Origin of the sequence: Paenibacillus barcinonensis (assembly GCF_003217495.1) — a bacterium.
GTDB lineage: Bacteria > Bacillota > Bacilli > Paenibacillales > Paenibacillaceae > Paenibacillus > Paenibacillus barcinonensis.
In genome coordinates this window covers 78,021-92,530 of the sequence record NZ_QJSW01000011.1, presented here as the reverse complement: position 1 = coordinate 92,530, position 14,510 = coordinate 78,021, and the positions used below count along the sequence as shown (strand labels likewise).

The following is a 14,510-nucleotide window of genomic DNA, read 5'->3' as shown; positions in this document are numbered from 1 at the left end:
TACGGACAGGAAAGGACGGATGATAGCATGACAGAAGCAATAGAAACTGGGGGAGCCGAGGAATGGAGCTTACCGCAGCAGAAGCTTTCCCCTCATGCCGTAAGTTTGTGGAGAGTCAGTGCGATCATCTACAACATTATCGGTTTACTGGTGCTCGGGATCTTGCTTGTCTTGGATTCTGTCTATGATTGGAGACCGTGGATCGGCTGGATATTGTGGGGGACTACAGTGGTATCACTTGGTTATGCGGTGTGGGATATTTTTCTGCAGCCGGTGTGGCTGTATCGGCATTGGTATTATGGGGTCAGTGCAGAGTTCCTGCAGCTGAAGCACGGTGCTTTAAATAAAGTGCATCAGGTGATTCCGATGGCGAAGGTACAATCTGTGACGACGAATCAGGGGCCACTCATGAGAAGATACGGATTATATTCGGTGTCGATCGGTACAATGGGTTCATCGCATAACATACCGGCTTTGCCGGAAGAAGTGGCTTTTGCGCTGCGGAACCAGATCGCATCCTATGCCCGCATTAACGAGGTGGATGAATGACGGAAATGAAACGACATCATACATTAAGTTTGTTATGGAGTCTGGGTAATCTGATCAAAAGCTCGTTTGCTTTTATTCTGTTTTTGTTCGTTTTTCGAACAGGCCCGGTATCGACATGGGTCTTCTATGCCAGAATCATTTTTTATATCGGTATCTCTATCGCGCTGGTATCGATCATCTGGAAGTGGTTCACAACCCGTTATTCCGCAGATGAGCAGGCTTTTCACATCTACACCGGAGCATTTAGTCGAACACGCAGCACAATTCCGTATACCAAAGTGCAAAATGTGAGCCGGCATACGAGCTTTTTTCATCGCTTATTCGGTGTGACCTCTATCCGCTTCGAAACGGGCATCAAGGGGGAGGAAGCAACATTTCAATTGCAGGTTGTTTCTGTTGCTGAAGCAGAGCAGCTTGAGAAGCAGATGGCCAAATATTTATCGGAAGCACAGGCGCAGGCTGTAATGGAGCAACGCAAAGAACAAGAAGTTCAGGAAGAACAAGAAGCAAGTACGGACGGGCACAACGCAAGTGCGGATGTAGTAAGCACGAGAACAAAGAGTGAGGGTATGGAAAACTCCACTGAAGCTGCACCTGCTGCACGAATCGTACATTATCGCTCTACCCGCAAAGACGTATTCAAAGCATCGTTCACCTCACTCAGCTTTCTGGTACTGATCCCGATTCTGGGCTCTCTGTATTCAACGGTGAAGGATTTCTTCCCGGATGAAACTGTAACGGAAAGTCTGGTGTTATCCTGGTTCGAATCATGGTGGATAACAACGATCATCATCCTGATCCTCATTCTTATATCCCTTGGGCTGGGTATTGTACGCACCTTTGTGAAATACGGAGATTTTCAGATTACGTCAGATGACAAGCGAATCTATATTGCCAAGGGCATGCTGGAGAAGACGGCTTTCTCGATTCAAAAAGATCGTGTGCAGGCTGTGAAAATGACGCAGTCACCGCTGAAACGAATGCTCGGCCTTGCCGAGGTGGAGCTTACCACCGCAGGCAGCTTGGGTGAATCCGGTCAGGAGATAAATTCACTGTATCCTTTTCTGCCCGTAAAAGAAGCCTACCGGATCATTGAAGAGCTTCTGCCTTCTTATCAGATATCTGAGGAGATGGAGAAGCTGCCGCGTAAAGCGTTGTGGCTGCGTCTGCTCAAGCCTAGCTGGTTCTGGATTATAGTGACTGGAGTATTGGTCTATTTCAAACCTGTCCTCTTTGGATTGTCACAGGCTTGGTGGCTGCTCTCGCTGTTGCTTCTGGCAGTTGTTGTCGCCGGACGAATTATTGATTTTTCTCACACAAGGTATGTATTGAATGATCAATTCATCCAGCTTCGCTCGGGTGCACTCACATCTACACTTTTTGTCTCCAAACGGGAGAAGGTTATTGAAGTGAAAATAACCCGTCATCCCTTGCAGCGCAGACTAAGTCTGGCTTCTATTCATACGGTGAATCGTGCCAAACCGGTTATGCATCACCATGTTCACGACTTGCCAAATGAAGCGGCAGCCGAGTTCCAGATGTGGTATATGGGGCGTTCGAGAGAGGTGCAGACCCGATGAGAATGAATCTGTGGAGGGTGCTTGGAGCGTAAAATAAAGGATATCCAGATTGTGGATTTTTATGTAAAATGAATGAAGTGATAAAGCCCTAAAGCATAGGGCGTAAATGAGGAGTGTACAGTTTTATGAAAAAAGGATGGATCATCGTATTATCTCTGATTCTGCTGTTGGGTGTTACATCATCGGCGTATGCACATTCGGGTCGTCTGGACAAGAATGGCGGGCACAATTGCTCTGCCAAATCAATTAAAAAAGGTCTGTGCACAGGCTACCATTATCATAAAAAGAAAAAGTAAGCAGTCGTGGCTTCTAAACGCCACATTCTGAAGGTAATGGGGGACAAGCAGCGTGCAGCATATTAAAGCCGTCATCTTTGACTTAGACAACACCATATTAAATCGGACGCTAACATTTGAAGGTTTCACTCAAAGTCTGCTTCATACGTACTTTGGTCATCTGGAGTTTACCGGGCATATACAGCAGCGAATTATCGAGCTGGATGAGGATGGGTACAAGGATAAAACGCTGCTGTTCAACGAGTTATTGCAAGAACTGCCTTGGGATGAGAAGCCGCCGCATGAGGAGCTCATGGCATTCTATAGTCAGGAATATGTGCGTAATTCAGTGCTTATGGACGAGGCGCGGGAAGTTGTACAATATCTGAGAGGCAAGTATTCCATCGGGTTAATTACCAATGGTCAGACACATATCCAGCAGGGGAAAATAGATCAGCTCGGCATTCGGGAGGACTACGATCACATTATAGTATCGGAAGAAGCAGGTGTGAAAAAGCCTGATTCACGTATTTTTCAAATGGCGCTTGATCATTTTGAACTGAAGCCCGAGCAATGCCTTTACATTGGCGATCATCCGGTAAACGATATTCAGGGGGCAGCGAAGGCGGGTCTGAATACCATTTGGATCAAGGTGAATCAGCCTTGGCTTGAAGGGATCGAAGCGGCACCGATACATACAATCCGGCAGCTCCGCGAATTGAGAGGCCTATTGTAGATGATCTCTTCATTCTCAAGCCTGCAGACAGGTCTACAACTAAGCATGCAGCGCTTCAGCTTGTACCACATATTCTGTTATGATGGCAGGACGTGTCGACTTAGATCGAGATAGAGACAAAGACAAAGACAGAGAGATAGACAGATACAGGAGGGCATGTGTAATGAACAAGTTACAGGAAGAACTGGCGGAGCTGCTACCGCTTGCTCAAGTCGAAGAGATGTCAGGTGAAGAAATCGTAGGTGGCATTGCAATGGATATGTATCGCGCTGAATTTGCAGTGATTCGTGAACGATGCTCTGAGCTGCCGGAAGTGGTAAGGGATATCATGCTGATTATTGATCTGGACACCGAGCTGTCGATGAATGGCTTAACAGGTTACCTGGAGAATGCCAGCGGGCAGTATTTGGGGCAGACGATTGAAGCATTGGTGCGAATAGGTGATGAGACAGATGCGGCGATTTTGCAAAAGGTGCAGCAGCTGCTGTGGGAACATCATGTCACCGTAGAACAGCTCAGAGCCAATGTCGAGAGTCTGTCAGAGCACGATATTACGACAAGTTTGCAGACGCATGGAGCACATATTCATGAGGTGCTGCAGCAAGTGCAGCAGGAAGCGGATTCGCTAAGTTTTCAAACAGATAATGAAGAAAGCTTTGATCTGCTGTATCAGTATGTCGATGAACATAAGGATCGGTTGAGACAGCAGCTGAAGCAGTTTTTCACATGAAAAAAGGGGCTGAATGAGAGCGCATGAACAAACGTTTGGGGATAGAAACGATCGTGGTTACTTTCGTATTGTATTCCTCCCGTTAACAAGCTACCCATCAAAGCAGTTCCTTCCTGAACAGGCTGTAAGAGAGAACTGCTTTGATCGGGGGGATATTACAACGCAAAAGAAGGATTACAGATGTTTGGAGATGACCTCCTCCAGACCTTGTGCGACGGAATGTACCCCTCGCTCCAGATGACGTTCATACAGGTGCAGTCGCACATACGTTTCATCCGTGCCCATAGCCTCCGAGAGAATTCCGCTAAGTCCGCGTGCACGGCGGTCAATCTGTAACAACAGTTCCAGTGAATCGCCCATAGGATAAAAAAGCACTTCCAGTTCGTCCAGATACCCACGGAACTTGCTGGTAGGTACATATTCGAACTCCTGCACAAACGGCAGATTTCCGCCAAGCTTGGGCGCATAGTCGTTGGTCACTTCACGCAGCTTGAATCCGAGCAGATCAATGGCATCCAGAACGATCTGCATCTCATGGGAGGGGATGACATGTAATCGGTCCCGATCCGAAGGATCTACTGCGCTTGAGATATCCAGACCTGTTTCCACCCATACGTCCGCACGGTGGAGCGTAATTGGCAGATTTTCTGGCAGATCGAATTGAAAGTTTTTCTCCAGTTGGTCACCAGGCTTCAGCGTGAATCTCTCTGTGAGCAAATATTTTGCAACAACAGCCGTCTCCTGCATTTTGCGATCGTTGCTCTCTCGAATATAGTGCGTTTTAATAGACAGATAGATGCGATCCACCTGCTGCTCCACGTCCCCGCCTTCAATGTATACAACCCCGGACAGAACGCCTCCCGGCATGACCTCTGTTGTATGTAATTCTGTATTTACCTTTGCTGTACCCACACCAACACTAGCTAACATTTTTTTGAAAAATGACATGATAGCAACCTCCAGATTCCATGGTTTTTGAGGGGGAAAGAGAATACTTCGAGCTTAATACGGTTGCCAGAATAGATGCGTTTCAATTTTTGAGAAAACAGGAGAAACGGCGGATTTTTTGTATAATACTGGTATGATAGACTGGAATTCTGAACAGTAGGATGTCAATGAGCGTGGAATGGTAAGGATGATATACTCCATCGAAATTGTTGAAAAACACATTGGAGGATTAGCATGCGAAAAACGATGCTATTTGGAATAATCGGAGTGGTTTTGCTAGTCTTCGTGAGTCTATGAATATACCTTGATGCTGCACCGAGCCTGACTGCGCAGGGCGTTACAATGACGGGTGCTATACGGCTGCTGGATTCGGAAACGATGGAAGTAGAGTTGCAGGTTACACGGGCCAAGGAAGATACGGGGCAGCATTTTATCTTTCCTATCGTTCCTGGCTGGGCAGTTGGGCAGAAGCTGGATATCGTGAAGGAGGCGGCAGAATGAACAAAGTATATCAAACGGATGAGATTACCGTTCGTTTGCTGGAGACAAGTGACGAGACAACTCTTGTAAAATGGTTGTCTGACCCGGAGGTTCTGCAATACTACGAGGGCAGGGATCAGCCCCATGATCTGGAGCGGGTAAGAGAAAATTTTTACAATCAGGAGGATGCAGCTTCCCGTTGTATCGTCGAATATAGCGGACGGCCGATCGGATACATTCAGTTCTATGAGCTTGAGGCAGAGGAACGGGCAGCGTATGGTTACGGTAAGAAGGATGGGATGATCTATGGAACAGATCAGTTTATTGGTGAACCGGATTGCTGGAATAAAGGCATCGGTACACAATTGGTGCAATCTATGACGTCGTATCTGGTCCAGCAGAAACAAGCCCGTAAAGTCGTGATGGACCCGCAAGCCTGGAATGAACGGGCATTGTCCTGTTATGAGAAATGTGGATTCAGACGAGTTAAACAGCTGCCGCAGCATGAACTGCATGAAGGACAGATGAGAGACTGCTGGCTGATGGAATATACTCCTTAGCGTACAGTGAAGACCGTGTTAAGATGAAGAATAGATTATCGAAGGGGGACATGAAATGGGCTTCAGGTATCCAATTGGGCAGTTTGCACATACAGGTGAAGTTACATTGGCTCATAGGAAGCAGTGGATTCAGGATATAGCCGAACTGCCGCAACAAGCAAGAGAAGCGGTGAAGGGCCTTAGTGAAGAGCAGTTATGTATGCCATACCGTGAAGGCGGCTGGATGCTGAAACAGGTCATTCACCACATAGCAGACAGTCATATGAACAGTGTGATTCGTTTCAAGCTTGCTCTGACAGAGGACACCCCTGCGATTCGGCCTTACGATGAAACACGCTGGGCAGAGCTGAGTGACTCCAGAGAACTGGATATCGAGGTTTCCTTACAGCTGCTGGAGGCTCTGCATCAACGATGGACGGCATTGCTGAATACCTTGTCTGATGAGGATTATGCCAAACAGTTCTATCATCCTGCATCGAAGGAAACGATGCGACTTGACTATTGCGTGGGATTGTATGCGTGGCATGGCAAACATCATGTGGCACACATCACTTCGCTTCGAAATCGACAGGAAATATAACATATGCAGCAAACTTTGGTTGGAGGAGAACAGCGTGAGCGGTATACATATTCGTCTTCTGGATAGACAAGACTCTCAAGTTATTTCACAGGCATTTCAGGAACAGGGATGGTACAAACCGTCAGAGTTATATGAGCGCTATTGGGAAGAGCAACAGAACGGGGAGCGTGTGACGCTGCTCGCTGAACTGGATGGGCAATTTGCCGGTTACGTCAATGTGATCTGGACATCGGATTACCCTTCGTTTCTGGAACAAGGCATTCCGGAGATCAGTGACTTCAATGTGTTGATGAAGCACCAGCGTAAGGGCATTGGTTCCATGCTGATGGACCGCGCCGAGCAGATGGTGCGGGAACGCTCTGAGGTGGCTGGCCTTGGTGTAGGGGTCTATGCCGATTATGGCAAAGCCCAGGTATTATATGCGCATCGTGGATATATTCCAGATGGCCGGGGGCTTCACAGGCATGATCATTACCTTCAACCGGGTGAAGAGACCATTATTGATGACGATGTTGTTCTCTATTTAACCCAAAAGCTGGGGTAACGTGTTATACTCAACGGGAATCTGAGGCAATCTTAATAAATGTATGCCGAGATGACTTGATTAGAGGAGTGGTGAGTGCATGTTTAGCAAAGTAGGCCAGATTATGCTGTATGTGAATGACCAGGATGAATCACTGGCTTTCTGGACGGAGGTTGCCGGATTCCATATCGTGGACGAGGTTACTCTGGATGAGGGCATGCGCTGGATCGAGATCGCACCGACCAAAGATTCACAGACTAGCATCGTTCTGCATGATAAAGAGGTTGTGGCACGGATGTCGGAGGGGGTAAATCTGGGCACACCTTCGTTGATGTTTTTCACAGATGATCTGGATCGGTTATATGCTGATCTGTCCGCTAAACATGTAACGGTTGGAGAGATTATCGAGATGCCGACAGGGCGCGTATTTAACTTTGCAGATAATGAGAAAAATTACTTTGCTGTGATGGAACGTAAAGGCTGAATTTAACGGAGGCCTTAGCCGTACAGCAGTTAGTTCACAGCTCGTATTGCAAGCGGACGACATCATATGTCGCCCGCTTTTTATATGGGGAAAATGCTGGATATTCTACCAAACCTACACATGCAAAATACAGAATGAATGGTTAAAAATGTTATAATAGAGTGTAGGCTGCTGCTCTGAATTTATTAAAAATTGCAGTGATAAACATTCATCTGAAGTGATGAGACGGGAGGAATTCGGACTTTGGAAAAAACGATAAAATGTGTGCAGGATCTCTATGACATGCTCGATGCAGATTTCAGATCGGCGAAGCAATTTTGGGAGCCGTTCTACGAGAATCGGGACCGTCCTATTCCTTTTTTTCCAAACAAGCCTGATGAAAATGTAGTTGCGAATGTAGATGCAGGTCTGTTCCGTGGAGGCAAAGCTCTGGAGCTAGGATGTGGACCAGGCCGAAACGCGTTATATTTGGCTCGTCAAGGATATCAGGTTGATGCGTATGATCTGTCAGAAACGGCAATTGCTTGGGCGAAGGAACGGGCCGTTACAGAGCAGCTCGATGTACATTTTGAATGTCGGTCGGTGTTTGAACTGGCGCCACAGGAGGAATATGACCTTGTCTACGACTCGGGGTGTCTGCATCATCTGCTGCCACATCAGCGTATTCCTTATATCGAGATGATTCAGCATGCGCTGAAGCCGGGAGCTTATTTTGGCATGACCTGTTTTGCGCCAGGATTCGGTGACCAGGGCGGGCCGGAGCATGTGATGCACGATTGGGATGTATACCGCGAGAAGTCGATGCGGGGCGGGCTTGCTTTTACAGAGGAGAAGCTTCGTTATTTACTGGAGGATGCATTGGAGTGTGTAGAGCTGCGCCCCATGAAGGCGATGGGGCAGGAAGAACCGTATTTTGGCTTGCCTATTCTGTGGGCGACGTTGTGGAGAAAGAAGTATTAGAAAGGCGGAGAACTGATGGAGAACAGATACTTGATCATCACAGGTACATCCAGAGGCATCGGAAGGCAGCTTGCGGAGCTATGTTTGGAACAAGGAGACGTAGTCTACGGTATAGCACGCGGCACATCCGACTTGGGGGATACGTACGAGCGATATACTCATGTGCAGTTTGATGTTGAGGACATCCATAGCATTGACGATCTGATCTCGGGCATTTTGGAGCAGATTCCGCTTCTTGAGGTGCAGAGCATCGGACTAATAAACAATGCAGCGATGCTTGAGCCGTTGAAACCGATTGATCAGTGCCTTGCCGATGAGATTAGTGTTAACCTGAATATTAGTTTGGCTGCGCCGATGATTTTCACATCTTCTTTCATCCATTATACGAATCACATGACAGCACAGCGCAACATCATCAATGTAAGTTCTGGATCGGGTAGCTATGCCGCGCCTTTTATGGCAGTCTATTGCACGTCGAAGGCCGGAATCAACATGTTCACACAGTGTGTAGCGATGGAACAGGCATCACAGCCCAATCCGGTGCAGATTATCGCCTTTGATCCGGGCATGGTGGACACGGAATTGCAGGCTGTAGCAAGAGATAAGGATGCAGAGGAATTTGCCCTCTCCAGTGTATTCCAGGAGGCATACGAGTCAGGTCAACTGAAATCCCCGCGTGAGGTGGCGCAGGACATCTTGAAGCTGCTGGAGGAAAGCGGTCATCCGTCCATAAGAACATCGTAAATTATAGGTTGTTGAGATCAACTTGGGGATGAATTGATTCGAGAGGAGAGAACGGGATGTCACGTACCCACATAACACCAAGTACCGAAGAAGATTCAGCATACGTAAGGCAGCAATTAATTGCCTATAATGCGACCCATGTGCACGAAGCGTTGAGGAACAGATACGAGGAGCTTCATTTTCATATTCGAAACGAGTCGGGGCAGATTGTGGCAGGGGTGATCAGTACCTTATGCTGGAACTGGGTTGAGCTGGATATCCTGTGGGTTGATGCCAAGGAAAGACACAGAGGTTACGGAACACAGCTGCTTCAGGAGGTTGAACGGTTAGCTCGTGAGAAGGGCTGTGATTTTGTTATGCTGAACACCTTCTCGTATCAGGCTCCGGATTTTTATCGAAAACACGGGTACGAGCTCATGACCATGATTGAGAATGCACCCACAGGACACCAGCACTATTATTTTAAAAAGAACCTTCTACCAGAGAACGGGGGCAGTGCATCGCAATGATTACAATTAAACGGATTCAACCGCAGGACTTGCCTGCATTAAGCCAGCTATATCACGAATTGATGGGCACACCTTCCAATGAGCAGAAGATGCACAAGACGTTTCAACATATGGAGCAGCAGGGCTGCTACCATTTGCTGGGTGCCTTTGATCAGGAACAGCTTGTTGGTTCAGTCATGGGGATTGAGTGCATGGATCTAGTGGGCGATTGTGAGCCATTTATGGTCCTTGAAAATGTCATCGTCTCGGATCGTGTCCGCAGACAGGGGATCGGGCAGAAGCTGATGCTTGAGATCGAACAGATTGCCAAGGACCGGGGGTGTGCATACATCATTCTGGTGTCCGGGGATCAGCGAAAGGAAGCTCATCAATTTTATGAGAAATTAGGTTTTAGGGACGAATTGGTTCAGGGGTACCGCAAACATATGTAAGACATGAAATAGAAGAAGATGCATTTCATTGGAATACTGAAAGAGAGAGTAGACCTTAGCGGACGCTCTCTTTTTTGTTACACTTTAGGAAAAGGATACATAGGAGGTTACCGAAACATGCGTATTGTGGATAACATCAAAGTCTGGGGAGAACCGCTGGAGAACGCTGTGAGTCAGGCGGTGACCTGTTCTCAATATGGAGACGTGCTGGGTGTAGCTCTTATGGCCGACCATCACAAGGGATACTCGCAGCCGATTGGCGGAGTTGTTGCTTATCGCAACATGATCAGTCCGTCCGGGGTAGGTTATGACATTGCCTGCGGTAACAAAGCTGTACGCACCAATCTGATGTGGGACGATATTCGTGAACGGATTGGCGTCATTATGGATGATATACAAACCACCATCTCGTTCGGCGTAGGCCGTAACAATCCAACCCCGGTGGAGCATGAGCTATTCGATGATCCGAGCTGGAAGCTTTTTGATTCGATCGAAGGTGGACTGCAGCAGAAGCTGAAAGGTTTGGCGCGTAATCAGCTTGGAACCGTGGGCAGCGGCAATCATTTTGTCGATATTTTCGTAGAAGAGAAGACAGACAAGGTATGGATTGCGAATCATTTTGGCAGCCGGGGGTTTGGTCATAAAGTTGCGAGTGGATTCCTCAATCTGGCGGCAGGACGAGCGTTCAGTGGTAAAGCCCCTGGGGAATCCATGGATCAGCCACCGACCCTGTTTAATCTGAACAGTGAAATGGGTGATATGTATTGGGCGGCTATGACCCTTGCGGGTCGTTATGCATATGCGGGACGGGATTACGTGATTGAACAGGTGCTTGGTATTCTCGGAGCGAGTGCTGAATATACCGTGCATAATCATCATAACTTCGCGTGGAAAGAGCAGCATATGGGCGAGGAAGTCGTCGTTGTTCGTAAGGGAGCCACACCGCTGGCGCCAGGGCAGCTTGGTTTTGTCGGCGGAAGCATGGGGGATATGTCGGTCATTGTGGAGGGCATTGAGAGTGAAGAAAATAACGAGTCCTTCCGTAGCACGGTTCACGGAGCGGGGCGCATCATGAGTCGTACTCAGGCCGCAGGCAAAATGAATTACAAGCTCCGCAAACGTATGGGCGGCGAGATCAGTGAAGAGCAGATGCAGGCGGCTATTCGGGCTTACGGGGTAGAGCTACGCGGAGCTGGTACGGATGAAAGCCCGTTTGTATACAAGAAATTGCAGGATGTGCTGATGGCGCATGCAAATACGCTGCAGATCAACCATAGGCTGCGCCCGGTGGGTGTGGCGATGGCTGGCAGCAATGAGTTTGATCCATACAAGGATTGATCCAGCATCAAGACAGAACTCATCATTTTTTTGACAAGAAAGAGGGCGAGCACCATGAGAAATTGTGCGTTATACAGCTCCCAGTTTGATCTGGAGCAGCTATATGAGATCATTCAATCCATCTATCCCGAGGCATCCATTCAGCGAAGAGAAGACCAGACGCACATTCAAGTGACCCGGAAAAAGTGGTTCAGCCAAAAAACAAAAGGTTTCAATATCATGACCAGCCAGACCCATCCCGAACAGTTCACAACGATGATTCAGGGCATGCTTGGTTTTCTGAGTCAGATCGAGGGGCGTAATGCTGCGCTTCAGGAAAAGGTACTGATCAAGTGCTCCACCCTGAACATGGTGATTGGCATTGAGACCGAGGAGGATATCTCGGAAGAGTTCTTCGGCGAGCTATTACAATTGGCTGAAGCGCTGGACGCTGTCATTTTCTGGGGAGGTGGCTCCCTGCTGAATGCTCAAGGTCAGCTGCTTCTGGATGTAAATGGTGAATCCGAGGTAGAGGATTACACGGTAACCGCACACACCAGTTATCTGGATGACACCCGCCCGCCTTCGACGGATGCTGTAGAGCGCAAGGCGCGTTCAGAGCAGCAGCTAGCGGTACATGGGATACCGTATAATGCCAATCTGCCGGCAAGAGCGGGAGAGGAAGACACGACGATTCGTACGAAGGAGGAGGTCGCACAGCGTGCTGTGGCTCTCTGTTTAGCTGCGCTAAAAGGCGAATGTCTGGGAGCAGGTGAAAGTGACGATGACACTGCAGCGCTTGTGCAGGAAGTAATCAATAAATATGATGCATCCACCTTTTTTTCTCCCGATGAAAAGTCGTTTCTGGATCAGCGTGGAGCAGAGCAGCAGGAGGTCATTCGCTTCTCCTGGGGATATGAGGCGTACCATGTGATGCTGTGGGCATTGGGGTACGTGGAGGAATTGGGCGCACCAACAGAGCTGTGCAACGTAAGTAAGGATGTCGGTTATCTACAACAAAAGGACAGCTTTGCGGAGTTTCTGTCACATGCCTCCCTGCGCAGCAAAAGCGAAATATTGGACGAGGCCGACTTGATTTATCGGTACAACTGGGTGTGTGTGAACAGCCGGATTAAAGGGGAATCCCCACTTGCCGGACTGAACCCCGGTGTAGCTTATGAACGGCATCGTGCACTCAATTGGCTGATCTGTTATCTGGATCAGGCGTGGGACGAGGTGCGTACAGATACGTAATAGATCGTGAGGTGATTCAGCAGGTTATAGAAAGTAAGTCAAGTATTTTTCATAAAATACAATGCAATATGCCCTCAAGCCAGTGGACAGCTGGTTTTGGGGGTGTTTTTTTTGACAAAAATCGAGTTTATTTTCATATCTATAACTTTTTATAGATGCGGATGAGGGGGCTTTGATATAAAATCAACGACGATTAATGAACTCATGGGGTGAGACTAACTTGAAAAAGTGGAATAAAATTGTAAGCTGTATGCTGGTTTTGACGATGGCTATGATCCCCTTCATGGATAAGATAGGCGGAACAGCTTATGCGGATTCCCGAAATATTATGGTTACCATTGCGGGTACGGGGGGAACAGGATTAGGCAATGCCGGAGACGGAGGACCCGCAACGGCGGCAGCGGTAAACAGACCTAATGGAATTGCGCTGAACAGTAACGGGGATGTGTTTTTTACAGACTCCAATCATTATACAATTCGCAAAATCAATGCAGCTACAGGCATCATTACTACAGTGGCGGGGAATGGTTTTTATGGCTACTCGGGCGATGGAGGACCAGCGACATCGGCCCGAGTAGGTATCCCCTATGGGATCGCATTGGACAGTAACGATAATCTGTACATCGCGGATACGTCTAATCAGAGGGTCAGGAGGGTTGACGCCGTGACAGGCATCATTACTACGGTGGCAGGCGATGGAAGTGAGGGGTATTCTGGCGACGGAGGGACTGCGTTATCGGCGCAGTTGAATGATCCACTCGACGTAGCGATTGATAGCAATGGAAATGTATATATCGCTGACAGCGATAACGAATCGATTCGTAAAGTAGATCCGGCGGGCACAATTACGACAGTGGCTGGTAATGGACCTGAACATTGGGGGGCATTAAACGATGGGGACGGAGGACCCGCAACGAAAGCCGAGTTTTATCCATCGGGAGTAGCTTTTGATAGCAGTGGCAATCTGTATATATCGGATACAGCGAGCAGTACCATTCGAAAAGTAGACTTCACTACAGGAGAGATTACGAGAGTTGCGGGCAATCGCACCCCTGGTTATTCAGGAGATGGGGGAGCGGCAACTTCGGCTTCCTTAAAATATCCGAGAGGTATCCGATTGGATAGCAATGACAATCTGTATATTGCTGACCGACATAATGCTGCGATTCGAAAAGTAGATAAGTTCACAGGGAACATAAGCACCGTGGCGGGCACGGGCACGGAAGGTTATTCCGGTGATCTGGGTTCTGCGACATCTGCTGCATTAAACAATCCTTATGCGGTTGCAGTAGGCAACAACGGGAATGTGTACATTGCTGATTGGTTTAACAACAGAATCAGAAGAGTGGGTCCCTCCAATGATGCCAGCTTGAGTGGACTGACGTTATCCAGTGGCAGCCTGAGCACAGCTTTTGATCCGGCGGTGACAAGTTATACAGCAAGTGTGCCCCCGGCAGCAGGCAGCATTACAATTACACCGACCGTAAGGGACAGTATGGCAACCGTCACCATCAATGGTACATCTGTGGCAAGCGGTACAGCATCTGATCCGATTTCTCTGGCATTGGGAGACACGGTGACGATTGTGGTGACAGCGGAGGATCACACCATGAAGACATATACCATGACAAGAACTCTGAGCAACAATGCGACCTTACGTGGGGTGACGCTGTCCAGCGGCACACTCAGTCCGGCTTTTGCCTCGGGAACGACAAGTTATACAGCAAATGTGGCAAACGCCGTAAGCAGTCTTGAGATCACACCAACCGTCAGTGACATCACGGCGACAGTCACTGTTAATGGTACGTCTGTACCAAGTGGAACCACCTCGGATCAGATTGGCTTGAACG

The 14,510-nt window shown here is 48.2% G+C and carries 18 protein-coding genes; 17 read left to right on the top strand and 1 reads right to left on the bottom strand.

All coding sequences use genetic code 11. From position 1 onward, the window contains the following. Positions 1–27: 27 nt before the first annotated feature. The 5 genes from DFQ00_RS17145 (at position 28) to DFQ00_RS17125 (ending at position 3,870) form a co-directional block, all read left to right on the top strand. Complete coding sequence (locus DFQ00_RS17145; protein WP_110897820.1) at positions 28–549, top strand: PH domain-containing protein; 522 nt, start codon at positions 28–30, stop codon at positions 547–549. Continuing rightward, positions 546–2,129 (top strand): PH domain-containing protein, encoded by a 1,584-nt coding sequence (locus tag DFQ00_RS17140; RefSeq protein ID WP_110897712.1) that lies wholly within the window; start codon positions 546–548, stop codon positions 2,127–2,129. The genes DFQ00_RS17145 and DFQ00_RS17140 overlap by 4 nt, the downstream gene beginning before the upstream one ends. A 125-nt stretch (positions 2,130–2,254) precedes the next feature. Next, positions 2,255–2,425 (top strand): YHYH domain-containing protein, encoded by a 171-nt coding sequence (locus DFQ00_RS17135; protein ID WP_110897711.1) that lies wholly within the window; start codon positions 2,255–2,257, stop codon positions 2,423–2,425. Between the two features lie 52 nt (positions 2,426–2,477). Further along, complete coding sequence (locus DFQ00_RS17130; RefSeq protein WP_110897710.1) at positions 2,478–3,140, top strand: HAD family hydrolase; 663 nt, start codon at positions 2,478–2,480, stop codon at positions 3,138–3,140. Positions 3,141–3,303: 163 nt separating this feature from the next. Beyond that, positions 3,304–3,870 (top strand): DMP19 family protein, encoded by a 567-nt coding sequence (locus tag DFQ00_RS17125; RefSeq protein ID WP_167433752.1) that lies wholly within the window; start codon positions 3,304–3,306, stop codon positions 3,868–3,870. Positions 3,871–4,044: 174 nt separating this feature from the next. Here DFQ00_RS17125 and DFQ00_RS17120 read toward each other — a convergent pair whose 3' ends face one another. Beyond that, positions 4,045–4,818 carry a sporulation protein gene (locus tag DFQ00_RS17120; protein WP_110897708.1) on the bottom strand — a complete coding sequence of 258 codons (774 nt, stop codon included), beginning with the start codon at positions 4,816–4,818 and terminating at the stop codon, positions 4,045–4,047. Between the two features lie 342 nt (positions 4,819–5,160). Between DFQ00_RS17120 and DFQ00_RS29245 the strand changes: the two genes are divergently transcribed. The 12 genes from DFQ00_RS29245 to DFQ00_RS29240 form a co-directional block, all read left to right on the top strand. Then, a complete protein-coding gene (locus DFQ00_RS29245) occupies positions 5,161–5,319 on the top strand; it encodes a hypothetical protein (protein ID WP_167433751.1) in 159 nt (52 codons plus the stop codon). Next, a complete protein-coding gene (locus DFQ00_RS17115; protein WP_110897707.1) occupies positions 5,316–5,858 on the top strand; it encodes a GNAT family N-acetyltransferase in 543 nt (180 codons plus the stop codon). Before DFQ00_RS29245 ends, DFQ00_RS17115 begins: the two co-directional genes overlap by 4 nt. A gap of 55 nt (positions 5,859–5,913) precedes the next feature. Beyond that, the gene (locus tag DFQ00_RS17110; protein WP_110897706.1) at positions 5,914–6,438 is read left to right on the top strand and encodes a YfiT family bacillithiol transferase; all 525 of its coding nucleotides are present in this window, start codon (positions 5,914–5,916) and stop codon (positions 6,436–6,438) included. A 34-nt stretch (positions 6,439–6,472) separates the two neighbouring features. Further along, a complete protein-coding gene (locus DFQ00_RS17105; protein WP_244213894.1) occupies positions 6,473–6,982 on the top strand; it encodes a GNAT family N-acetyltransferase in 510 nt (169 codons plus the stop codon). Between the two features lie 79 nt (positions 6,983–7,061). After that, entirely contained in the window at positions 7,062–7,445 is a 384-nt protein-coding gene (locus DFQ00_RS17100) for a VOC family protein (RefSeq protein WP_110897704.1), read from the top strand. A 282-nt stretch (positions 7,446–7,727) separates the two neighbouring features. Then, on the top strand, positions 7,728–8,405 hold the full coding sequence (locus DFQ00_RS17095; protein WP_167433758.1) for a class I SAM-dependent methyltransferase: 678 nt from the start codon (positions 7,728–7,730) through the stop codon (positions 8,403–8,405). A gap of 15 nt (positions 8,406–8,420) precedes the next feature. Further along, positions 8,421–9,149, top strand: a complete 729-nt coding sequence (locus DFQ00_RS17090) for an SDR family NAD(P)-dependent oxidoreductase (RefSeq protein WP_110897702.1) — start codon at positions 8,421–8,423, stop codon at positions 9,147–9,149. 56 nt (positions 9,150–9,205) lie between these two features. Further along, positions 9,206–9,658 (top strand): GNAT family N-acetyltransferase, encoded by a 453-nt coding sequence (locus DFQ00_RS17085; protein WP_110897701.1) that lies wholly within the window; start codon positions 9,206–9,208, stop codon positions 9,656–9,658. Then, a complete protein-coding gene (locus DFQ00_RS17080; protein ID WP_110897700.1) occupies positions 9,655–10,089 on the top strand; it encodes a GNAT family N-acetyltransferase in 435 nt (144 codons plus the stop codon). Before DFQ00_RS17085 ends, DFQ00_RS17080 begins: the two co-directional genes overlap by 4 nt. A 117-nt stretch (positions 10,090–10,206) precedes the next feature. Then, the gene (locus DFQ00_RS17075) at positions 10,207–11,427 is read left to right on the top strand and encodes an RtcB family protein (RefSeq protein WP_110897699.1); all 1,221 of its coding nucleotides are present in this window, start codon (positions 10,207–10,209) and stop codon (positions 11,425–11,427) included. Positions 11,428–11,481: 54 nt separating this feature from the next. Further along, positions 11,482–12,660: a DUF4272 domain-containing protein gene (locus DFQ00_RS17070; RefSeq protein WP_110897698.1), complete on the top strand. Its 1,179-nt coding sequence runs from the start codon at positions 11,482–11,484 to the stop codon at positions 12,658–12,660. 196 nt (positions 12,661–12,856) lie between these two features. Beyond that, a partial coding sequence (locus DFQ00_RS29240) for an NHL domain-containing protein (RefSeq protein WP_208643793.1) occupies positions 12,857–14,510 on the top strand: 1,654 nt, incomplete at its 3' end.